The organism is Flavobacterium amnicola (genome assembly GCF_004122165.1).
Classification (GTDB): Bacteria; Bacteroidota; Bacteroidia; order Flavobacteriales; family Flavobacteriaceae; genus Flavobacterium; species Flavobacterium amnicola.
Genome location: NZ_SBKO01000001.1, coordinates 620,337 through 644,345, shown reverse-complemented (window position 1 = coordinate 644,345; position 24,009 = coordinate 620,337). Strand labels below are relative to the sequence as shown.

The 24,009-nt window shown below is 36.4% G+C and carries 21 protein-coding genes; 17 read left to right on the top strand and 4 right to left on the bottom strand.

Annotated features, from left to right (window positions below):
- Positions 1 to 73: 73 nt before the first annotated feature.
- From EQG63_RS02940 to EQG63_RS02900, 9 genes are all read left to right on the top strand, one after another.
- Positions 74 to 514: a GNAT family N-acetyltransferase gene (locus EQG63_RS02940; protein ID WP_129434236.1), complete on the top strand. Its 441-nt coding sequence runs from the start codon at positions 74 to 76 to the stop codon at positions 512 to 514.
- A 39-nt stretch (positions 515 to 553) separates the two neighbouring features.
- A complete protein-coding gene (locus EQG63_RS02935; protein ID WP_129434235.1) occupies positions 554 to 1,021 on the top strand; it encodes a hypothetical protein in 468 nt (155 codons plus the stop codon).
- A 24-nt stretch (positions 1,022 to 1,045) separates the two neighbouring features.
- Entirely contained in the window at positions 1,046 to 2,494 is a 1,449-nt protein-coding gene (locus EQG63_RS02930) for a lipopolysaccharide biosynthesis protein (protein WP_129434233.1), read from the top strand.
- 191 nt (positions 2,495 to 2,685) lie between these two features.
- On the top strand, positions 2,686 to 3,120 hold the full coding sequence (gene dut, locus EQG63_RS02925; protein ID WP_129434231.1) for a dUTP diphosphatase: 435 nt from the start codon (positions 2,686 to 2,688) through the stop codon (positions 3,118 to 3,120).
- Between the two features lie 124 nt (positions 3,121 to 3,244).
- Positions 3,245 to 3,607, top strand: coding sequence for a four helix bundle protein (locus EQG63_RS02920; protein ID WP_129434229.1), 363 nt, complete (start codon positions 3,245 to 3,247; stop codon positions 3,605 to 3,607).
- A 98-nt stretch (positions 3,608 to 3,705) separates the two neighbouring features.
- Positions 3,706 to 4,716, top strand: coding sequence for a sugar phosphate nucleotidyltransferase (locus EQG63_RS02915; protein WP_129434227.1), 1,011 nt, complete (start codon positions 3,706 to 3,708; stop codon positions 4,714 to 4,716).
- Positions 4,717 to 4,732: 16 nt separating this feature from the next.
- Entirely contained in the window at positions 4,733 to 6,085 is a 1,353-nt protein-coding gene (locus tag EQG63_RS02910) for a tetratricopeptide repeat protein (RefSeq protein WP_235827801.1), read from the top strand.
- On the top strand, positions 6,085 to 6,864 hold the full coding sequence (locus tag EQG63_RS02905) for a DUF4292 domain-containing protein (protein WP_129434225.1): 780 nt from the start codon (positions 6,085 to 6,087) through the stop codon (positions 6,862 to 6,864). Before EQG63_RS02910 ends, EQG63_RS02905 begins: the two co-directional genes overlap by 1 nt.
- A gap of 14 nt (positions 6,865 to 6,878) precedes the next feature.
- Positions 6,879 to 8,093: a murein hydrolase activator EnvC family protein gene (locus EQG63_RS02900; protein ID WP_129434222.1), complete on the top strand. Its 1,215-nt coding sequence runs from the start codon at positions 6,879 to 6,881 to the stop codon at positions 8,091 to 8,093.
- Positions 8,094 to 8,132: 39 nt separating this feature from the next.
- Here EQG63_RS02900 and EQG63_RS02895 read toward each other — a convergent pair whose 3' ends face one another.
- Together EQG63_RS02895 and EQG63_RS02890 are read right to left on the bottom strand one after the other, a co-directional pair.
- A complete protein-coding gene (locus EQG63_RS02895) occupies positions 8,133 to 8,642 on the bottom strand; it encodes an acyl-CoA thioesterase (RefSeq protein WP_129434220.1) in 510 nt (169 codons plus the stop codon).
- A gap of 83 nt (positions 8,643 to 8,725) precedes the next feature.
- Complete coding sequence (locus EQG63_RS02890) at positions 8,726 to 9,676, bottom strand: HU domain-containing protein (RefSeq protein ID WP_129434218.1); 951 nt, start codon at positions 9,674 to 9,676, stop codon at positions 8,726 to 8,728.
- A gap of 98 nt (positions 9,677 to 9,774) precedes the next feature.
- On the opposite strand from EQG63_RS02890, the gene dprA reads away from it, so the two are divergent.
- Positions 9,775 to 10,875, top strand: a complete 1,101-nt coding sequence (gene dprA, locus EQG63_RS02885; protein WP_129435256.1) for a DNA-processing protein DprA — start codon at positions 9,775 to 9,777, stop codon at positions 10,873 to 10,875.
- A 57-nt stretch (positions 10,876 to 10,932) separates the two neighbouring features.
- On the opposite strand, the gene EQG63_RS02880 is transcribed toward dprA, so the two are convergent.
- Together EQG63_RS02880 and EQG63_RS02875 are read right to left on the bottom strand one after the other, a co-directional pair.
- Entirely contained in the window at positions 10,933 to 11,346 is a 414-nt protein-coding gene (locus EQG63_RS02880) for a hypothetical protein (RefSeq protein ID WP_129434216.1), read from the bottom strand.
- A 10-nt stretch (positions 11,347 to 11,356) separates the two neighbouring features.
- Positions 11,357 to 12,949: a hypothetical protein gene (locus EQG63_RS02875; protein ID WP_129434214.1), complete on the bottom strand. Its 1,593-nt coding sequence runs from the start codon at positions 12,947 to 12,949 to the stop codon at positions 11,357 to 11,359.
- A gap of 188 nt (positions 12,950 to 13,137) precedes the next feature.
- Between EQG63_RS02875 and trhO the strand changes: the two genes are divergently transcribed.
- From trhO to EQG63_RS02840, 7 genes are all read left to right on the top strand, one after another.
- Positions 13,138 to 14,508, top strand: coding sequence for an oxygen-dependent tRNA uridine(34) hydroxylase TrhO (trhO, locus tag EQG63_RS02870; protein ID WP_129434212.1), 1,371 nt, complete (start codon positions 13,138 to 13,140; stop codon positions 14,506 to 14,508).
- Between the two features lie 195 nt (positions 14,509 to 14,703).
- Positions 14,704 to 15,954, top strand: coding sequence for a PSP1 domain-containing protein (locus tag EQG63_RS02865; RefSeq protein ID WP_129434210.1), 1,251 nt, complete (start codon positions 14,704 to 14,706; stop codon positions 15,952 to 15,954).
- A complete protein-coding gene (locus EQG63_RS02860) occupies positions 15,929 to 16,432 on the top strand; it encodes a gliding motility lipoprotein GldH (protein ID WP_129434208.1) in 504 nt (167 codons plus the stop codon). The genes EQG63_RS02865 and EQG63_RS02860 overlap by 26 nt, the downstream gene beginning before the upstream one ends.
- A gap of 3 nt (positions 16,433 to 16,435) precedes the next feature.
- Complete coding sequence (locus tag EQG63_RS02855; protein WP_129434206.1) at positions 16,436 to 18,766, top strand: penicillin-binding protein 1A; 2,331 nt, start codon at positions 16,436 to 16,438, stop codon at positions 18,764 to 18,766.
- An 8-nt stretch (positions 18,767 to 18,774) separates the two neighbouring features.
- Complete coding sequence (locus EQG63_RS02850; protein ID WP_129434204.1) at positions 18,775 to 19,473, top strand: CoA transferase subunit A; 699 nt, start codon at positions 18,775 to 18,777, stop codon at positions 19,471 to 19,473.
- A gap of 3 nt (positions 19,474 to 19,476) precedes the next feature.
- Positions 19,477 to 20,130, top strand: coding sequence for a CoA transferase subunit B (locus EQG63_RS02845; protein ID WP_129434202.1), 654 nt, complete (start codon positions 19,477 to 19,479; stop codon positions 20,128 to 20,130).
- A gap of 339 nt (positions 20,131 to 20,469) precedes the next feature.
- Positions 20,470 to 23,916 carry a M4 family metallopeptidase gene (locus tag EQG63_RS02840; RefSeq protein WP_129434200.1) on the top strand — a complete coding sequence of 1,149 codons (3,447 nt, stop codon included), beginning with the start codon at positions 20,470 to 20,472 and terminating at the stop codon, positions 23,914 to 23,916.
- Positions 23,917 to 24,009: the final 93 nt, after the last annotated feature.

Below are 24,009 nucleotides of genomic sequence, written 5' to 3'. Positions count from 1 at the left end.
TAAAATATTTATAATAAAAAAGAGTCTCAATTTTGAGGCTCTTTTTTTTATCTTTATAGTTGAAATTTGAACCATGCAACTTAAAGAACTTTCTACCTTAGAAGAAATGTTGGCACAATTGGAGATCATTCATTATTTGTATCCCAATATGAGTGCAGCAACCTATTCGAATTATTTAGAGCAAATGATTCCTCATAATTACAAACAACTCCTTGTCTTGGATGGCGAAAAAGTGGCGGGTATTACTGGTTTTTGGAAAGGAGTCAAACTGTGGTCGGGTCCTTACATGGAAATTGATAATTTTGTAGTAACTCCTGAATATCGTAAGCAAGGGATTGGCAAACTCATGACCGATTATATTGACGCCAAAGCACGAGAATACAATGTTTCGATGATCGTGTTAGATGCTTATGTCGAAAATTTCACGGCGCACAAGTTTTATTATAACCAAGGCTATGTCCCAAGAGGCTATCATTTTTTAAAGATTTTGAATAAAGAATTGGTTAGTTCCTAATTGGGCATAAAAGTTGTTATATTTATAAAAACAGTCGCCATGAAAACACTATTCCTATTTTTCCTAACCTTTTTGTCCCTGCAAAATTGCGCCAACAAAATGCAGGAGAAATTTCCAGTAGCTATTGTCGAAGCCTATCATCAAAGATGGGTTGCAGGAGTTCGTGGGGGAGGTTCCGGGACTAGTGTTTATATCGGTTTTGAGAAAGCACTTCCACAAGAAATAGAATTGAAGCAATTGTATTTTAGAAATCAATTGGCTAAAGCGAATAAAATAAGCGAAAGTGAATACAATTTTAGTTTTGTTGGCACTGCTAATTTTGACAAAGGAGACGAATTGCAATCCGATGTTCCTTCAAAAGCAAAGGCGAATCAGCCCCCATTTGCAATAAAGGAGGATGAAGCCATTTTAGAGTATACTCAAAAAGGCGAAAAAAAATATTTCAAAATCACCAACTTAAAAGAAAAAGAAATGTTGGCCTATCCATCGGCAAGACCACAAAATTAATACCTTTGTGTAAAACGAATCCCTTTGAGTTTATATAAAAGTCTTTTCAAACAAACCCTAATCTATGGCTTGGCAACGGTATTGCCTCGAATGATTAGTTTTTTACTCAACCCATTATTTGTACACGCATTACCAAAAGTAGAATTTGCCGATGTCTCCATTATTTTTGCTTGGTTAGTGTTTTTTAACGTCGTGTTGTCTTACGGAATGGAAACGGCTTTTTTCCGATTTTACAACTTGGAAGAGAACAAACTAAAAGTCATTTCGACTGCCACTATATCTATTTTTTGGACTTCCCTCGCGTTTTTGGTTGGAGCCTTATTTTTCCGAGAAAGCATTGCGACATTCATCAATGTTAAGACCGAATACATCACCTACACCATCTGGATTTTGATCTTAGATGCTTTGGTTATCATTCCATTTTCAAGACTTCGCGCCGAGAAAAAACCGATGCAATACGCCATAATCAAAGTTGGAAACGTGACTGTCAATTTAGTCCTAAATCTTTTCTTTTTACTGGTGTTACCCAACTTATCTCCGGACAATCCACTTCGAACCATTTATTTCGAGAATTTTCAAGTAGGTTATATTTTCGTTTCCAATTTAGCAGCAAGCTTGCTCACTTTTGTGGTACTTTCGGGCGATTATTTTAAAATGAAATGGCAGTTTGATAGCGAGCTTTGGAAAAAAATGATTGCCTATGGTTTGCCTATTTTAATTGCAGGAATTGGCTTTGCCATCAACGAGCATTTCGATAAAATTTTATTAGAAAAGTTACACGTACCAAAATCTGAAATCGGAGCCTATTCGGCCTGTTACAAACTCGGTATGTTTATGGTATTGTTTCGAACCGCCTATACGCTCGGAATAGAACCCTTCTTTTTTAGTCACGCCGATAAAGAAAATGCGACGCAAACCTATGCGACCATTACCAAATACTTCGTCATATCGGGTTCGTTTATCATGCTGTTTGTGATTGTTTTTATCGATGTTTTAAAACGGCCATTAGTCCCAAGTCCAAGCTATTGGGAAGCCATAAAAGTGGTGCCCTTAATTGTATTGGCGAACTTTTTCTTAGGGATTTACACCAATCTTTCGGTTTGGTACAAACTCATCAATAAAACCCATATTGGCGCCATCATTTCAATTATTGGTGCCGTCTTAACGCTGCTACTTAACTTTTGGTTAGTGCCCATAATGAGTTATTACGGATCGGCTATTGCTACGATTGTGGCCTACGGTAGCATGATGTCTATTTCCTATTACATGGGGCAAAAACAGTACCCTATCCCTTACGAAATGGATAAAATTGGAAAATACATTGCGATTGCGATCCTATTTTCTGCCTTATCTTTTTACATTCCAATGCTCAGAAAAAGCTATATCTTCGGAATATTTGCACTGGTTGCTTTCGGCTACTATATTTTTAGAAACGAAAAGCAAACAATTCTCAAGATTCTGAAAAGAAATTAATATTTTTGAGGAGCTATTCCCGCTATCCGCTGCAATCTGTCATTGCGAAGAATGAAGTAATCTAATAATTGACATTCGTTATCGCAATAACAGGATTTCCACTGCTATCGGGGCTAGGGCATTTTGACACAAACAATAATTATATTAACCGGAAAGAAATCAAGTTACTTCGTTCCCACAATATCAAAATAATGCAAGTAAAAATCATCAATACCTCCAAGCATCCGTTGCCGCATTACGAAACCATCTATTCGGCTGGAATGGATTTACGTGCCAACTTAGCAGAATCTATTACGATTCCACCACTAGGAAGAACATTGGTAAAAACAGGTTTGTTTATAGAACTTCCAATCGGCTATGAAGCACAAGTGCGTCCAAGAAGCGGACTCGCTTTCAAAAAAGGAATCACAGTACTGAATTCACCCGGAACAATTGATGCCGATTATCGTGGCGAAATCGGGGTAATTTTAGTAAATTTATCCAACGACTTTTTCGATATCGAAGATGGCGAACGTATTGCACAATTAGTCATCGCCAAACACGAACGCATCGATTGGCAAATCACCGAAGAGCTTTCTGACACCGACAGAGGTGAAGGTGGTTTTGGAAGTACTGGGGTGAAGTAGTTATAAAACGTCAACATTCAAAATTCTAAGTTGAATATTCGAAATTTAAAAATGTTGAATTTTCAATTATGATTAACGAAGTTTGAAATATATAGAAGACAAAACCATATATTACATATAAGCCATGAAAAAATTTGATTTACACGAAAGATTAATTGATTTTGCAGTTCAAATAATTAGTGTTACTGATAATATCAAAACTTCAAAAGCAGGGAATCATTTATCAGGACAATTGGTTCGTTCAGGAACAGCACCATCTTTAAATTATAGTGAAGCACAAAGTGCAGAATCTAGAAATGATTTTATCCATAAAATGTCAATTGTACTAAAAGAATTGAGAGAAACTCATTCAAATCTAAAAATAATTTTTAGAGCACAATTATATTTAGGTCAACCACTTGATATGACTACTGTGATAAACGAAAATGATGAATTAATTTCAATTTTTGTTAAAAGTATAGAAACATCAAGAAGTAAAAATAAATAAAAATTTATGTTGATATTTAAAAGTTTTAAACTTCAACATTCAAAATTCCAAGTTGAATATTCAATTGTGATTAACGAATTCAGAAATATAAATAACAAATGAAAATAATAGTTCCTATGGCAGGACGTGGCTCACGTCTTCGTCCACATACCTTAACCGTTCCAAAACCATTAATTCCTGTGGCTGGAAAGCCTATCGTACACCGATTGGTAGAAGACATTGCCAAAGTACTTAATCAACCAATTGAGGAAGTGGCTTTTGTGATTCACGAAAGTTTTGGCGCTACGGTAGAAAAAGATTTACTAGCCATCGCCACAAAAATTGGAGCAAAAGGCACCATTTATTATCAAAACGAAGCCCTTGGGACGGGCCACGCCATTATGTGCGCCAAAGACTCGTTATCGGGTCCAGCAGTAATTGCCTATGCCGATACGTTAATCCGTGCCGATTTCGATTTGGATCAAAATGCCGATAGTGTGATTTGGGTCAAACAAGTCGATCAACCGGAAGCATTTGGGGTCATCAATGTGAACGAAAAGAATGAAATTGTTGAACTAGTTGAAAAACCAAAGGAATTTGTTTCCGATTTAGCGGTTATCGGAATATACTATTTTAAAGATGTTGCCGTTTTAAAAAATGAGTTGCAAGCAGTTCTTGATAACAACATCATTCACGGAGGTGAATATCAAATTAATGACGGAATCAAACAAATGATGGCGAAAGGCATGATATTTGTGCCTGGTCAAGTAGACGAGTGGATGGATTGTGGGAATAAAGACGTAACCGTGGATACCAATTCACGCATGCTGAATTTCCTGCACAAGGACGGAGAAAATTTAGTGGCAGCCAATGTTAGAATCGAAAATTCTACTATTATTCCGCCGTGTTATATTGGAGAAGATGTGATTTTGATTAATTCGACAGTAGGGCCTAACGTGTCCTTAGGAAAAGCAACGCACGTGACCAATGTAAAAATTAAAAACAGTTTGGTCCAAACGCATGCTCATATTCGTAACGCCAATTTAGACAATGCTATGATTGGAAATCACGCGACGTTTGATGGCGAGTTCAAGAGTATTAGTATTGGTGATTATTCGGTTTTAGAATAGTTTTTCAGTTAAAATAATGATGACAAATAGAGTTTTAAAAATAGCTTTTCTATTGGTGTTGTGTGGCAACACCCCAACTCTTTTTGCCCAAACGGAACCTGAAGACATTGCTTTAGTCAACGATAATTTTCAAGAATCCTATTATGAATCGCTGAAACAAAAAGGGATTGAAAATTATGATAAAGCCATAATTGCTCTTGAAAAATGTTTGGAACTTCAACCCGAAAATGCGGTGATTAATCATGAACTCGGGCGTAATTATTTTCTGTTTAAACAATACACGACGGCCGAAAAATATTATATCAAAGCCACTCAAATTGATCCTAAAAACAAATGGTATTGGATTGATTTGTATGAAGTCTATTATGAAACCAAAAACTACAACCAAGGTATTCTAACCCTTCAACGAATTATCCCGCTAGACAAAAACTATAAAGAAGATTTAACCTCGTTATACATGTACACGCGTCAGTATGACAAAGCATTACTTCTGATTAATGAACTGGATGAAACGGAAGGTAAAACGGAAAGACGCAATCAATACCGTGCTGATATTAATACAAAAACTGGAATGAACGCTGGCAATAATTTGGATTTGGAAAAAGCCATCGAGCAAAATCCACAAAACGAAGAAAATTACCTGTCGCTAATTACCAAATATTCCGACAATAATCAGGAAGAAAAAGCACGACAAGTCATTGAAAAATTGCAAAAAAACATTCCCACTTCCGATTGGGGGCAGGTATTTGGCTTCAAATTTTTGATTAACGAAAACAAAGAGAGTGACGCTTTTGTAGCACTAGAAAAAGTCTTGCAAAGCAAAAAAATAGACAAGAAAATCAAATTCAAAATGTACAATGAGTTTTTGATTTTTGCGATGAAAAATCCAACTTTCGAACCGCAACTAAACAAAGCCACAGAATATTTCGAAGGCGACCCAGATTTTGATGTCCGTAAAGAAATTGGAAAGTTTTATTACAAGAAGAAAAACTGGGCATTAGCCATTAAAAATCTCGAAAAAACTTTTGCAGTACACAATAACGATTTAGAAACGAATATCTTTTTGTTAGCATCCTACGAAGAAGTAGACAATTATCAAGCCATGCAAAAAACGGCTTCCGACTTGGTCGAAATTTATCCGAATCAACCCGAATATTATTTTTTTGCCGCCAGAGCCAATTACGAATTAAAAAATATTAAAAAAGCCAACGATTTTCTTGAAATTGGCCTAGATTATGTAATAGAAAATATAGATTTAGAAATGGATTTCTTACATCTGTTAAGTCAAGTGTCTAAAGACTTGGGGAATACTCAAAAAGCTAACGATTATTTGGCTCGAATTACAAATCTGAAAAATAAAAAACAATAATGAACAAAATACTTTCTGTTGTAGTACTTGCCCTGTTACTAACTTCGTGCAAAGCCAAAAAAGTGGTGATGCCAACTGAAGTTAGCACTACCGTTTCTGACGTTACGGTTTCGAATATTATCAAAAATCATTACGGGGTCAATCGTAATTTTAAAACAGCTTATATAAAATCAAATATCGATTATACGGATGCCAAACAGTCTTTAGGATTAGCAGCCGATATTCGCATCAAGAAAGATGAGATTATTTTGGTTAGTGTGAAAATGATCGGTATCACCATGGCCAAAGCGTTACTTACACCCACCCAAGTGAAATATTATGAAAAGCTGAATGGCAAATATTTTGAAGGGGATTATAAAATGCTTAGCAATTGGTTGGGTACCGATTTGGATTTTCAAAAAGTACAAAATATGCTTATTGGGAAAACGATTGATGACCTTAACAACGGAAAATTCAAAGTATTAAGTGAAGAATCCAGTCCAAAACTAGAAGAAATTTCCGATGGAAATTTTGCCAAATCCTTTGTTTTTGAACCCACGACTTTTTGGTTAAAACGACAAGAAATCAAACAATTTTCTCCTGAAAGAAAACTTTTAGTAAATTACTCGAATTATAATTCGTATCCGGAATGTGTTTTCCCACAAGAACTTGCTATTTTTGCAATTCAAGGGGAGAAAACCACCAACATTGCAATTCAAAACAAAAATGTTACATTTAATGAAGAACTTACGTTTCCGTATAGTGTGCCAAGTGGTTACGAACAAATAACTATCAAATAAGTCAAAAACAATCCATGTTAAAATATATTCTTTCTTTAGTACTGGTATTAGCTACGACTCTTTCTTGGGGACAAGAAGAAGACAGACAGCGCAAATTAGAAGAACAAAAAGCCAAAATTCAGGAAGAAATTCGTGAAAAAGAGCGCTTATTGAGTGAACAAAAAAAGAAAGAAAAAAATGTGGTAAAAGTCGTAGCCAAACAAAACGAAAAAATTGGTTTACAAGTACGGTTGATCAATACTACTGAAAAACAGAAAAAAGTTTTAGGGAATAGTATGTACATCAATCAAATGAAAGTAAATCAATTGAAAAGGGATTTGGTTGTTTTGAAAGAAGACTATTCCGAAATGATTGAAAAATCGTACAAAAGCCGTTCCGAGCAAAGCAAAGCGATGTTTTTACTGTCATCCGATAACTTCTTACAAGCGTACAAACGCGCGCAATACATGAAGCAATATTCGAGCTTCCGTAAAATGCAAGGCGAAGAGATTAAAGAAAAAACAACACAATTAGAACAATACAATAACAAACTCGGCAAACAGAAAAAAGAAAAAGAGCAATTAATTGCCGAAAGCGAAAAAGAAAAACAAGATCTTGAAAAAGAACGTCAAGAACAACAGCGTTTATTGAATTCGATTAAAAAAGATAAAAATAAAATCATCGCTGAAATTCGCAAAAAACAAAAAGAATCTCGTGCCATCGAAAAGCAAATTGACCGTTTAATTCGTGAAGCCATTGCGGCAGCGAACAAAAAAGCGGGTAACACCACAAACACCACAACGTTTGTCTTAACACCGGAAGCCAAAGAATTAGCCAACGATTTCAAAGCCAATAGAGGAAGACTTCCTTGGCCAGTAGAAAAAGGAGCCTTAACCAAACGTTTTGGTCGCCAGCCGCACCCGTTAGAGCCTTCCATCATGATTGAAAGTAGTGGTATTGAGGTTTCTTCGGAAAAAGGAGCAAAAGCAAGAGCCGTATTTAATGGCGAAGTGAGTGATGTACAACAAGCGGCCAACGGAACTGCTACGGTGGTTATTCGTCACGGAGATTACATTACGACCTACTCGAATTTAGGCAGTGTAAATGTGAGTAAAGGACAAAAGGTCACCACTAAGCAAACCTTAGGAACAATTTTCTTCAATAACTTTACAGGAAAAGCGGTATTGAAATTCTTGATTTTCCAGAATACGACCAAACTGAATCCGCAATCGTGGATCACCAATATGTAATAAAAAAGTCCCGCAAGGGACTTTTTTATTGGATATATTTTATAAAAACAACGCCTTCAACTCAGTAGCGTCTTGCGGATTCATTTTTCCGGCAAGAACCAAACTCAACTGTTTACGTCGCAATGCCGCATCATAGCGTGATTTTTCTTCTTCAGTTTGTGGTGTTATTTGAGGGACTTCCACTGGACGACCTGTTTCATCAACCGCCACAAAGGTATAAATCGCTTCATTGGCTTTGGTTTTAATCCCTGATTCACGGTCTTCAATCCACACATCAATATAAATTTCCATAGAACTTGAAAAAGCTCTCGACACTTTCGCTTCCACAGTTACTACACTTCCTAAAGGAATAGCTCTGTTAAACGCCACGTGGTTTACCGAAGCGGTTACCGTAATACGACGCGAATGACGACGCGCAGCAATACTAGCAGCACGATCCATACGGGCTAATAATTCGCCACCAAAAAGATTATTTAATGGATTGGTTTCACTTGGTAATACTAAATCGGTTAAAACAGTTAACGATTCGGAAGGAAATTTAGCTTGCATAGAGTGTGTGTTTAATTTCGTACAAAGATATAAGGAAAATTACAGTTAAAAAAAATGCCTTTCAAATTTGAAAGGCATTCGGTTTATTTTTTTTCTAACAAGAGAATCCAAGCCTCCTTATTTTCCTGCGTTTGAATTTTTAAAAGTGCCGCATCTGCCTCTGCTTGCGAAGTATAGGTTCCGTATACTACCGAAAACAAACCATCTTCTCTGGTAATAACGGAAGAATTAAATCCTTTTTGATTTAATTCTTGTAGGGATTTATTAGCGTTTTTAATACGTCGGAAAGAACCGGATACGATATGAAAATCATAATTCAACTCCGGATTGGCTACTGCGTCATTCACCGGATTTGCGATGAAAAAAGTAGCTTCTTGTAATTTCGATTGTACTTCTTTTTGTACTTGTGCCTGAACCAGTAAAGTTTCGGCTTGTTCTTGTTGGTCAATATAACCCACATATCCAAAAGCAGTAGCGCCAAGAGAAACCGTTATAACGGCAGCATATTTCACAAAAGTAACAAACGGGTTGCTTCTTCTGGTTTCAAGAGTGATTACTTCGGTATCGATAGCAATTTTTTCACTTTCTTCGGTAACCAACGTTTTTAAAACCTCGCGTTTTACATTTGGCGAAACAAAGGAAGCCAAACCAAATGATTCGGCTAAGTAGTTGGTGTGATTATATCCTTCAAAAACGATATTGTTTTCTGAATTTAATTTTAAAAGACCAATATTCTTAAAAATTAAGAAATCGCGATTTTGTAATTTATTTTTCCAAAGTGTTACTTCTGATTCCATTTTTGAAACCACTTCGTCATACGATAACTTTTCAGCCTGCGCGATATGATTGGCTAATAATCCGTCATTGTTTTTAATGTGCGAATTAAAAGAAACAACCTTTTTAGGTGGAAAAAAATTATGATTGGTTTCATTCACGGAAGCCGACACCGTTTCGGTCAAAAAGGCACCAAAACCAGGAACGGTTACACATTGGTAACGGTATAAAAGTTGCGAAATGTAATGTTCGATATTCATACCAACAAAAATAGAGAATACAAGAGAAATTAAAAATTTTATCAACAAATGTTATTAACAATTTAAAAATAATTATTTTGCAACCTCATTTATACGCCATGTTACAAGAAGAATTACTACACACCTTAGCACTGCTAAAAACGGAAGGTATTGGAGATGTTATTGCCAAAAAACTCCTAACCCATTTAGGTTCTGCGGAAGAAGTCTTTAAAGCCAAACCCATTCAATTGGCTAAAATTGACGGAATAGGAGCTTCCATTATTCGAAATCTGAAGAAAAAAGAGGTTCTAATAGCTGCCGAAGCGGAACTCAAATTTATCCAATCGCAACATATCAACACCTTATTTTATCAAGACGCCCTCTATCCCGAACGATTAAAACAGTGTTTTGACGCGCCTGTTTTATTGTTTACCGCTGGAAACATCCACTTAGAAAACAGAAAAATAATTAGCATGGTGGGTACCCGCCAAGTGACTTCCTATGGTATGGATTTCTGTAAAAATCTCATAGCCGATTTGGCACCACTCAATCCGATTATTGTTAGCGGATTTGCGTATGGAGTAGATATTGTGGTACATCAAGCAGCAATTGAAAACAACTTGCAAACCATTGGAGTTCTAGCCCACGGATTGAATCAAATTTATCCTAAAACGCACAAGAAATACATGCATAAAATGGAAGAAAACGGTGGTTTTATGACAGAATTTTGGAGTACTTCCAATCCGGATCGAGAAAATTTTGTCAAACGAAACCGTATAGTCGCCGGAATTTCAGAAGCAACGATTGTCATTGAAAGTGCCGAAAAAGGCGGCTCACTCGTCACAGCAACCATGGCCAACGATTACAATAAAGAGGTGTTTGCCGTGCCTGGCCGTGCCACCGATAAATACAGTCAAGGTTGTAACATGTTGATAAAAACCAATAAAGCGCATTTGCTCACAAATGCTACCGACTTGATTTACCATTTAAATTGGGACATTAAAAAATCGGAAAAAGCCATACAAAAGCAATTATTTGTGTCGTTAGAAAATGAAGAACAAATCATTTACGATTACCTTCAAAAACAAGGAAAGGAGCATTTGGATATTATTTCTTTAGAAAGTAACATGCCTATTTTTAAACTTTCCTCAATCTTATTAAATATGGAGTTGAAAGGAGTGGTGCGACCGTTGCAAGGGAAGTTTTTTGAAATTATTTAAAAAATAATAGCGGTTTTCAATATTTTGGAAACCACTATTTAATATGTTTGATTTGTTTTAATGTTCACAATCAATTATTGGTATGTCATTTTCAGCAAAATAAAAATTATAAACGATGGAATCATTTTCTTTCAGCTTTATAGGATTTGTATCTATTGTGAAACATCCTAAAGAGGAAATATTGAGTCTAAAATCAGTCTCAGGAATTTGATCATAAATAATTTCATATGAATCAGTATCTGTTCTTAATTTTTCACAATTAACCTTTATAAAAGTTGGATTTTTTGACATGTTTTTATTCACATAATTCATCTTCATATATATAATTGCTTTTCCATTATTTACGGAACTTGTTTTAATTCTATTTTTTTTATAAGTAAAATAAGACTTATTATATGTTGATTTTTTACTACTAACTGAGCAACCAATAAAAATTGAAAATAAAAATATGTAGAAAAAGAGTTGTTTCATAAGTTTAAATTTAGCATCCAGCTGGTCTTCCTTTTTGGATTTGAGAATTACTATTTAGATCTATTCCTGTCAATTCAATTGCAATGACATTTAAAATTCTATTTTGATCTGCCGGTGAAAGATTTTGGAAAAGAGTTGTTCCTTGAAGTCCAGCCCATGACATGTCATCATAAAATTGTCTTGGTAAATTATATCCTTTTGAAATTCCATATTCCTGAAGGGAATTCGCAATTTCATTCACTAAACTTCGAGCAAATTCTTCATGGTGTACAGCATTCCAATTTTGTAAGATTCCCCAATCATTAACCATATTTGGATAATTACCTATGAATCCGGGGCTATTTGTTGCAAAATATACAGATAAATAAGCATGAACACTTTCGTGAATTATAGTTCTTGCCCAAGAGAGTTCACTTGCATCAGGATATGCAGTGGTATTGAAAGTTGTTGTAATTGTTGATGAAGTTGTGTTATATTGTGATGGGGTTTGTGTAGATGCAACAACTCCACCACTCAGAACACCATCTTTAACCTCCCAATTGAATCCAGGTGTATTTCCTGCGAATTTTTGAATAATTTGCCCAACACTACCATTTTGCAGTTTTTTTATGTCATTTAAAATACTTTGCATACATGGTTTTAGTAGATTTCCATTTATTCTTGTTGATTCCCAAATTCTAATATTTATCAAATTTTTAACAATGGCTATTTTCTCAGGCGAATACCCAAGTTCTCCAGTTGTTGCATTAGAGTATTCTAGATAAGCATAAATTGCAGCTTCGGCTTGGTCGTTGGCTGGATTTGTTAACCAACTAAATTGTTCGTCAGTTAAATCATTCATTGTGAAGTTTTTTCTTGCCAATTCAAGCGGAGACATTTGGTAAACAGGAGCGGTTTGTATTGCGCCACCAACACCACCTCCAGTAGATGTGTTACTTGATGTTGGCAAAGGTGAACTTCCATCAGCTCCCCCGCCCCCGCCGCATGTGATTTCATACTGTATTGGGGCTTGGCAAGTTGGTACCATCTCAGGGCTAGAATGATTTTCGCATATTCTATATGCTGTAATAATACAAGGTGATTCTTTATTTGTTGCAGAAGGATTGTATTCTATGTTGTTATAGACAATAGGTGTAATGATACTGTTGTCAACATAATTTGTAAAATTATTAATTATAACATCACTTTCATATTTGTATAGGAATGCGCTAATACTATCAGTAAACTTATTAGTATTAATGACTAAATTTTCTACAGAATGAGCTGTTTGATTAGGTCTTGTAATAAGTAATGTGTAGGAAACAACACTATCTGTTTCATAAACATTAGCAGGTTTGAATTCTTCAATAGTAAAACCATATTCGTGTTCCATAATGGTTTTACTGGTTTTTAAAGAAGTTAATTTTGTTTTGGTTGGAATTTTAGCAAATGCAGTTGTAAATTTCTTGTCTTTAAATAAATCAGCAGTTTTAATGTGGTTTAATCCTTTGTATTTCTGTGTTTGTACTTCTTGTTGAATAGCTAAATCATCGGTATTGCAAGAATAAATTACTACTCCCAAAAGTGATAAAATCAAGAAATAAGAAATTTTTTTTAGTTTCATAATTAAGTTTACAGTTTAAAATTACTCTATTGTTATAAACAAACTGCTTTTTTCGAAATAAATTTTACGGCTTTTCCGTATATTTTGTTAAAGTTTTTCAATTTTGAAATAAAAGAATAATTCCTAAATTTGCACCGAAATCCTTCCATTTAGGGTTTACAAATATTTCTCACTTAAACGTTTATAGCATGCAACTGTATAACACCTTAAGCGCAGAAGAAAGAAAAGAGCTGATTGATCAAGCCGGTAAACAACGTCTTACGTTGTCTTTCTATGCGTATGCCAACATTCAAGACCCTCAACAATTTCGTAACGATTTATTCCTGGCTTGGGACAAGCTGGAAGCACTTGGTCGTACCTATGTCGCCAAAGAAGGCATCAACGCGCAAATGAGCGTGCCGGCAGAAAATTTTGAAGCTTTTCGCGAAACACTCGAAGCCTATGATTTTATGAAAGGCATTCGTTTGAACGTAGCGGTAGAACACGACGATCATTCGTTTTTAAAATTAACGGTAAAAGTCAGAAACAAGATTGTAGCCGATGGATTGAACGACGACACCTTTGATGTAACCAATATCGGCGTACACTTAAAAGCCAAAGAATTCAATGCCATTTTAGAAGATCCTAATACGATTGTAGTCGATTTTAGAAACCATTACGAAAGCGAAGTGGGACATTTTGCAGGTGCCATTACCCCAGATGTAGAAACGTTTCGTGAATCGTTGCCGATTATCAACGAGCAATTAAAAGAATTTAAAGAAGATAAAAACCTGGTGATGTATTGTACCGGAGGAATTCGTTGTGAGAAAGCTTCCGCTTACTTCAAACACCAAGGGTTTAAAAATGTATACCAGCTAGAAGGTGGAATTATTAACTATGCCAAACAGCTTAAAGAAGAAGGATTAGAAAGTAAATTTATTGGTAAAAACTTCGTTTTCGATCATCGTTTGGGCGAACGAATTACCGATGATATTATTTCGCAATGCCACCAATGTGGAAAACCGTGTGACAATCATACCAATTGTGCTAATGACGGTTGTCATTTATTGTTCATCCAATGTGATGCATGTGCCGAAAAAATGGAGCATTGTTGTTCAAGCGAATGTTTGGAAATGACGCATTTGCCATTGGAAGAACAAGTAAAATTGCGTCGCGGCAAACAAGTAGGAAATAAAATTTTCAGAAAAGGAAAATCAGAATCCTTACTGTTTAAAAAATCGGGAGAGCTATCCGCTATTTCATTGGCCAAAGCCACTGATTTCGGAGAAAAACCTAAAACACTTCGTCAAAAATTAAAAATAAAGAAAACACTTGTTGGCAAAGCCGAACACTTTTTTGTCAAAGCAAGTGTTGCCCAATTTATAGTAACTAATGGAGAAATTCAGGTGGGGGACAAAATTTTAATTTCTGGACCTTCAACAGGAAATCAAGAACTTGTTATTGCAAAAATGCGTGTGAATGGAGCAGAAAAAGAGCAAGCTTCGGTGAATGACAAAGTTACTTTTGAAGTGCCGTTTCGTGTCCGATTGTCGGATAAATTATTCAAAATCACAACCTAAAGTTGTACGATTTATAAAATTCAAATCCCAAATGTCAATTTTGATATTTGGGATTTCTTTTTTTGGGATTTAATACTTCCACAAGCACAACACGACAATTTTGTTATTGGATTTTTTATTATGTATCTTTACCTCCAAAAGTAATTTGGCAATAGTAGTTTCGGTTTATCGAAACGACCAATATATATAGAAATTATGGCATGTAACACTTGTTCCACTTCTGATGGCGGCGCGCCAAAAGGGTGTAAAAATAATGGGACTTGCGGCACCGATAGCTGCAACAAATTAACGGTTTTCGATTGGCTTTCCAATATGACACTTCCGGGAGGACAAGAACCTTTTAACGGGGTGGAAGTACGTTTTAAAAACGGGCGTAAAGAATTTTTTAGAAATACCGAAAAGCTAACTTTGTCGATTGGAGATATTGTAGCTACCGAAGCTGCTCCAGGACACGACATCGGAATTGTAACTTTAACTGGGGAACTGGTAAAAGTACAAATGAAGAAAAAAGGAGAAAATCACGAAGGTGAAATTCCAAAGATTTACCGCAAAGCTTCTCAAAAGGACATTGATATTTGGAGTGCAGCTCGTGATCGCGAAGAACCGATGAAAGTTCGCGCACGTGAATTGGCGATTTCTTTAAAATTGGAAATGAAAATTTCGGATATCGAATTTCAAGGCGATGCTTCCAAAGCAACCTTCTACTATACGGCCAACGATCGTGTCGATTTCCGTCAGTTAATTAAAGATTATGCGAGCGAATTTAAGATTCGTATCGAGATGAAACAAGTTGGTTTCCGTCAGGAAGCGTCTCGTTTAGGAGGTATTGGGTCATGTGGACGTGAATTGTGTTGTTCGACTTGGTTAACCGATTTTAGAAGTGTAAACACCTCGGCGGCACGTTACCAACAACTGTCTCTAAATCCTCAAAAATTAGCAGGTCAATGTGGTAAATTAAAATGCTGTTTGAACTACGAGTTGGACACCTATATGGATGCGCTTAAGGGAATTCCAGATATGGAAACCCGTCTGAAAACAGAAAAAGGCGATGCTATTTGTCAAAAAATTGATATTTTTAAAGAGTTAATGTGGTTTGCGTATACGGATAGTATGGGGCAATGGCACGTAATGAAAGTGGCGGATGTGAAAGAAATTTTGGCTCAAAACAAACAAGGTAAAAAAGTTGCTTCTATTGAAGATTTTGTTTTTGAAGAAGACAAACCAGAAACAGAAAAAACATTCCAAAATGCGATGGGGCAAGATAGTTTAACGCGTTTTGACCAACCGAAGAGTAAAAATAAAAACCGAAATAATAATAAAAAACGCCACGGATCGGGTAATGCCATTACACCGAATAAACCTGAAGATAACGCGAATAAATCGAATAAACCCAACAACAATAATCGTCCAAAGTTTAGAAATGAAAAGAAAGATTCTCCTAAATAGTGTCATCCTGTTTTTAGTAGCTTCCACATTGGTTTCATGTGACAAAACGCAAATTTTTGATCAATATAAAACGTTTGACAATGGTTGGCATAAAGACAGTATTGTTTCCTTTGATTTTGAACAAGAGGTTTCTAAAAAACCGTTAAATATGTTCGTCAACATACGAAACAACGACGATTATGAGTTTAATAATTTGTTTCTGATTATTAAATTAGAACAACCCAAAGGGAACATCAAAATCGATACCTTAGAATACCAAATGGCAAATCCTGATGGAACTTTAATGGGCGAAGGATTTTCCGATATTAAGGAAAGCAAACTTTGGTACAAAGAAAATTTTTCATTTCCGGAGAAGGGAAAGTATAAAGTTTCTATTCAGCAAGCCGTGAGACAAAACGGAAAAGTAAAAGGAGTGGAGGTATTACAAGGTGTAACCGAAATAGGTTTTAGAATCGAATCATTACAAGAAAATAAATAGAATATGGCTCAAAAATTAAATACCCGAAAACCAGATTTTTCGCCGTATGTGAAAAAATTTTGGAAATATTTCCTTTATACTTTTGGAGGAACACTATTGTTTTTTCTTTTCGCTTCTTGGGGACTTTTGGGCTCCATGCCTTCTTTTTCGGAATTGGAAAATCCAGAATCCAATTTGGCGACAGAAATCATCTCTTCTGATGGTGTGGTCATTGGGAAGTTTTTCAACGAAAACAGAACACCCATCAAATATGAAGATTTACCAAAACATTTGGTCAATGCCTTAGTAGCCACTGAAGACGAACGTTTTTACGAACATTCAGGGATTGATGGAAGAAGAACTATTGGAGCCGCTGTAAAATTAGGTTCCGATGGTGGAGCCAGTACGCTAACCCAACAATTGGCTAAATTATTATTCCACGGAGAAGGTTCTCGTTTTTTACCTTTCCGAATTATTCAAAAAGCGAAGGAATGGATTATTGCGATCCGATTGGAACGTCAATATACCAAAAATGAAATCATCGCGATGTATCTTAACAAAGCCGATTTTATTAATACAGCCGTTGGAATTCGTTCGGCGGCCAAAGTATATTTTGCCAAAGAACCTAAAAATTTAACCGTCGATGAAGCGGCTATGTTAGTTGGGATGTTAAAAAACCCATCATTGTTTAATCCGTTACGTCGTGAAGAAAAAGTAAGAGAACGTCGTAATGTGGTGTTAAAACAAATGGAGAAAAATCATTTCTTGACTACAACTCAAAAAGAAAATTTCCAAGCCAAACCTATCAAATTGACCTTTACCCCTGAAAAGTATAACGAAGGAACTGCGACTTATTTCCGTGAATACCTTCGTGAGTATATGAAAAAATGGATGGAGGAAAATAAAAAAGAAGATGGTTCGGATTATAATATTTATTCTGACGGATTAAAAATTTACACGACTATTGATTCCAGAATGCAATTGTATGCCGAAGAAGCTGTAAAAGAGCATTTGGCGAATTTGCAAGAAGAATTTTTTATCGAAGCCAAAGGAAATAAAACCACACCGTTTGTCAATATCACTCAAGCTGAAATTGACAAAGTAATGGAGCGTTCTATGAAAAACACGGAGCGTTGGCGAATCATGACCGATCAAGGAAAGGACGAAGAAGACATTAAAAAATCGTTTTATATCAAAACCAAAATGACCGTGTTTACATGGAAAGGGGATAAAGATACTACGATGACACCTTATGATTCTATTCGTTATTACAAACACTTTTTACAGCCAGGGTTAATGTCTATGGAACCGCAAACGGGCCATGTGAAAGCTTGGGTGGGAGGTATCGATTACCGTTATTTTCAATACGACCACGTTGGACTTGGAGCCAGACAAGTGGGTTCTACCTTTAAACCGTTTGTGTATGCCACTGCAATCGAGCAATTGGGCATGTCACCATGTGATACTATTATTGACGGACCATTTATTATTCGAAAAGGGAAACACAATGTAACGGAAGATTGGGAGCCTAGAAACTCTGACCACAAGTATCGCGGAATGATGACATTAAAGCGAGCATTAGCGAATTCTATCAATACCGTTTCAGCGAAATTAATTGATAAAACAGGTCCAGATGCCGTAATTACATTAATGCGAAAATTAGGGGTTGATTCTGAAATTCCTTCTCAACCTTCTATTGCATTAGGAGCGGTAGATATTACCGTTAGAGATATGGTGGCAGCCTATAGTACTTTTGCCAATCAAGGAATTTATCTAAAACCACAAGTAATTACCAAAATTGAAGATAAAAACGGAAATGTCATTTTTGAACCAAAATTAGAATCCAAAGATGTTTTGAGTAAAGACGTGGCCTATGCCGTGATAAAATTATTGGAAGGGGTCACGGAATCCGGTTCTGGTGATCGTTTGCGTACGCAAGGCGGTGGTTGGAAATACAATCGTGTGACAGGTTATCCGTATGTTTTCCAAAACCCAATTGCCGGTAAAACAGGAACGACTCAAAACCAATCGGATGGTTGGTTTATGGGAATGGTGCCCAATTTGGCCACTGGTGTCTGGGTCGGAAATGAAGATCGATCAGCGCATTTTAAAACGTTAGCGGCGGGTCAAGGTGCCACCATGGCGTTACCTATTTGGGCTTTGTTTATGAAAAAATGTTATGCAGATGCTTCATTAAATGTGTCGAAAGGAGACTTTGAAAAACCGAAAGATTTAACCATAAAAGTAGATTGTTATACGGCACCTAGTTACACCGAAAGAGAAAATGATTCCATTAGTGGTGATTCGACAAAAGTGGAACCGGAAGAACAAAATACAGACGAATTTGGATTATAATTAAAACCATGATTTCAAGAAAAGTAAACAATGTAACAGAAGCTTTAGCAGGAATTCAAGACGGACAAACCATCATGTTGGGTGGTTTTGGATTGTGTGGAATTCCCGAAAATAGTATTGCCGAATTAGTAAAAAAAGGAACGAATAACCTTACTTGTATTTCCAATAATGCCGGTGTAGATGATTTCGGATTGGGATTACTATTGCAAAAACGTCAAATCAAAAAAATGATTTCTTCTTATGTGGGAGAAAATGCTGAATTTGAACGTCAAATGCTTTCAGGAGAATTAGATGTGGAACTTACACCTCAAGGAACTTTGGCAGAAAAATGCCGTGCTGCTCAAGCCGGAATTCCTGCTTTTTTCACACCCGCAGGTTATGGAACAGAAGTAGCTGAAGGCAAAGAAACGCGTGAATTTAACGGGAAAATGCATGTGATGGAATTGGCCTATCAAGCTGATTTTTCAATCGTAAAAGCCTGGAAAGGCGACGAAGCCGGAAATTTAATTTTTAAAGGAACCGCTCGAAACTTTAACGCAGTGATGGCGGGTGCCGCTAAAATCACTATCGCTGAGGTAGAAGAATTAGTGCCAGCGGGGACTTTAAACCCAAACGAAATTCATATTCCAGGAATTATGGTAAACCGAATTTTCCAAGGAGAGAAATTTGAAAAAAGAATTGAACAACGCACCGTTAGACAAAAATAAGTTATGTTATCAAAAGAAGATATAGCTAAAAGAATAGCAAAAGAAGTAAAAGATGGTTACTATGTTAATTTAGGAATCGGAATTCCAACCTTAGTAGCCAATTATGTTCGCCATGATATTTCAGTCGAATTTCAATCGGAAAACGGCGTGCTGGGCATGGGACCATTTCCTTTTGAAGGAGAAGAAGATGCCGATATTATTAATGCCGGAAAACAAACCATTACCACTTTACCCGGAGCAAGTTTCTTTGACTCTGCTTTTAGTTTCGGAATGATTCGCGCGCAAAAAGTCGATTTGACTATTTTGGGCGCTATGGAAGTTTCCGAAAATGGCGACATCGCCAACTGGAAAATTCCAGGTAAAATGGTAAAAGGTATGGGTGGTGCTATGGATCTAGTGGCTTCTGCAGAAAATATCATTGTAGCCATGATGCACGTGAACAAAGCAGGCGAATCTAAAATCCTAAAAAAATGTACCTTACCATTAACAGGAGTGGGTTGCGTGAAAAAAGTAGTTACCGAATTAGCAGTTCTTGAAATAACAGCTAAAGGTTTCAAATTGTTAGAAAGAGCACCTGGAGTATCTGTGGAAGACATAATCAAAGCAACCGAAGCCAATTTAATCATCGAAGGCGATATCCCAGAGATGAGTTTCTAAAATAGAATGACAAAACAAACTAAAAAGTGATGCGAAAGCATCACTTTTTTTATGCCCAAAAATTTAACAAAAGATGCGGTAAATCCGTAAGATTTTTACTTCAATTAAAAATATATTTACCAAAAATTAACAAAAAGATGTTTTTTTAAGTGATTAACAATTAAATAATTACAAATAATTAACACTTTAACGAATTTATTTTCCTTTTATCGATTTATTTAAATAAATCACAAAAAACAGAAAATAGTTTAAAAACACACAACTAAATTTGCTAAAATTTTAAAAATTGACCTAACCAATCAATGATTTTATAGTAACCAACCAAAAACCAAATTAACAATGAAAAACCAATTCCGCAGTATAGGAACACTAGCTGCATTATCGTTGTTTACATTATCCTCTTTCGCTCAAGAATTGGATAGAAATGTCAACAAAAAAGAAAAAAATGCAAACGGGACACCAAGCTTCGTTTCGTTCAAAGAAAATTCAGACTATAAAAGTGCCGATTTTCAAACCATCTTCAAAGAGCAATTGGGTTTAAAACAAAACCAAAACTTCTCAAAAATTAAAACCGATTCAGACGAATTAGGTTTTACACACGAAAAATTTCAATTATTTCATCAAGGTATTAAAGTAGAGTTTGCGACCTATTCACTTCATTCCAAAAATGGAAAAGTAGCTACCATGACAGGTGAATTTTACACCATTGAAAATGTAAACACCAATCCTTCTATTTCTGCGGAAGTTGCTTTGCAAAATGCGATGAGAAAAATAGGTGCTCAAAAATATCTTTGGGAAAACCCATCTGATGCAGCTGCTATGAATTATGTAAAACCTCAAGGAGAATTGGTTTTGCTTCCAACCGAAAAAGGAGTGAAGCTGGCCTATAAATTTGACATGTATGCAGCAATTCCAGTGAGCCGTGGTGATTTATATATCGATGCGGTGACTGGCGATTCTTTGTTTTATAATGCCACTATTAAACACTTAGGGGAACATTCTCACGGAAAAGGTTTAGTAGGAAACGCACATGCAGATGACGTTAAAAGTTTTGCCAGTTTGGTAGCTGCAAATGCTGCTACTCGTTACAGTGGAACGCAAAACATAGAAACAACTTTAAGTGGTTCTTCTTATATTTTATCGGATGCAACACGTGGAAACGGAATTCAAACCTTCAATTGTAACAAAACCGCAACCTATCCTTCCACCAATTTTACCGATGCGGATAACAATTGGACAGCGGCAGAATTTAACAATACCAACAAAGACAATGGTGCTTTAGATGGACATTGGGGAGCTGAAAAAACCTACGATTATTTTAAAAATGTGCATGCTAGAAATAGTTTCAATAATGCAGGTGCAGCGATCAAAAGTTACATCCACTATAACTTAGTTGCAGCAGGGTATCCAGATAACAACAATGCGTTTTGGAACGGTTCTGTGATGACTTATGGTGATGGAAGTGGTACAGGTGGTTTTGATATCCTTACTTCTTTAGATGTTGCAGCGCATGAAATCGGTCACGCCGTTTGTACCAATACGGCAAATCTTACTTATTCCAACGAATCAGGTGCGATGAACGAAGGGTTTTCCGATATTTGGGCGGCTTGTGTTGAATATTATGCAGCTCCAACAAAACAAACCTGGTTAATTGGTGAAGACATCGAAAGAAGATCAGGTCACGTTTCTTTACGCTCAATGAGTAATCCAAATGCAGAAGGACAACCGGATACTTATAAAGGAACTAGTTGGTATACAGGAACGGGAGATAATGGAGGTGTTCATTATAATTCTGGAGTTTTAAACCATTGGTTTTACATTCTTTCTGTAGGTAAATCAGGAACAAATGATATTGGAAATGCATTTAATGTTACAGGGATTACAATTGATAAAGCGGCTAAAATCGCCTATCGTTTAGAAGCCAATTATTTATCTGCGAATTCGAACTATGCCAACGCAAGAACAGGAGGTATACAAGCAGCCATAGATTTGTATGGGGCCGGATCGCCTGAAGTGATCGCTACTACCAATGCTTTTTATGCTGTTGGAATTGGTGCGGCATATTCTGGTGGGACTTCTGATACTACTGCGCCATCTACACCAGCAAGTTTAACCGCTTCTGGTACAACGTCTTCTTCAACCAATTTAGCTTGGACGGCTGCTACAGATAATGTAGGAGTAACAGGATACAATGTTTACAGCGGTACGACTTTATTAGGAACAGCAACTGGAACTACTTATACCGCTTCTGGATTAACGGCTTCTACTACGTATTCGTTTACAGTGAAAGCAAAAGATGCGGCCGGAAACTTATCGGCGTCAAGTAATGCGGTAAGTGTAACCACTTTAGCAGCAGTCGCTACTTATTGTGCTTCAAAAGGGAACAGTGTAGCAGACGAATATATTGGAAGAGTTCAAATAGGAACGATTAATAATGCTTCTACAGGAGGTACAGGTTATTCCGACTATACTAGCATTTCCACTAACGTAACCAAAGGAAGTGCAACGACAATTACGGTAACTCCAACATGGACAGGAACTACTTATGCGGAAGGTTATGCCGTTTGGATTGACCTTAACAATGACAAAGATTTTGCTGATACTGGTGAATTGGTTTGGAGTAAAGCCGCTGCTACTGCAACTCCAGCAACTGGAAGTTTTACTGTGCCAACCACTGCAATTACAGGTGCTACTCGAATGAGAGTATCGATGAAATATAACGGAATTCCTACAGCTTGTGAAGCCATTGCTTATGGTGAAGTTGAAGATTATACGGTTAATTTAGTAGCAGGTTCTGCCGATACTACGGCACCAACAGCGCCAACTGCTTTAACGGCTTCTGGAACTACTACAACGACGACTAATTTATCTTGGACTGCTGCTACGGATAATGTAGGCGTAACTGGGTATGATGTATACCAAGGAACAACCTTAAAAGGATCAGTAACAGGAACAACTTATGCAGTTACTGGATTAACAGCAGCTACCGCTTATACTTTCTCGGTGAAAGCCAAAGATGCGGCTGGAAATGTTTCGGCGTCAAGTAATGTAGTTAATGTCACTACTTCTGCTTCAACAGTTACTTATTGTGCTTCTAAAGGGAATAGTGTAGCCGATGAATTTATCGATTATGTAGCATTACGCAATGTGGCCAATACAACAGGTGCTAATGCTGGTTATGGAAACTTTACGAGTTTAGTGGCTAACTTACCATATGGTTCGAACACCATTACTTACAGTGCTGGATTTACAGGATCGGCATATACAGAATTCTGGAGTGTTTGGATTGACTATAACAAAAACGGAACGTTCGAAACAACCGAACAAGTAGTTTCAGGATCTTCTTCAAGTAGTGCTAATTTATCCACTACGTTTACGGTGCCAACTACGGCATTAGCAGGAACCACTCGTATGCGTGTTTCTATGAAATACAATGCCGCTCCAACGGCTTGTGAGACTTTCTCATATGGTGAAGTGGAAGATTATACGGTTAATATTGGAGCAGCAGCTGTTAATGCTATTGCGGCTACTGGAAGCGAGTTAACCAACGAAAACAATATTTATGATTTCGAAATGTATCCTAATCCAGTGGAAAGTACTTTAAGCATTTCAATGATGGATAATCGTGACGTTTCTTTCAAAATTTATAATTTGATGGGACAAATCGTCAAAGCTAACCAACTGAATCAATCGGAAATCAATGTTTCGGATATGGCTTCTGGGTTGTATATCTTCGAAATTAATGACGGTCAAAAAACCATCACTAAAAAATTCATTAAAAAGTAACCAAACCAACCAATCTATAATGCCAAAAGAGGCTGCAATTATTTGCAGCCTCTTTTTTTACAAATAAATCAATAGCTTTGCAGAAATAAATAC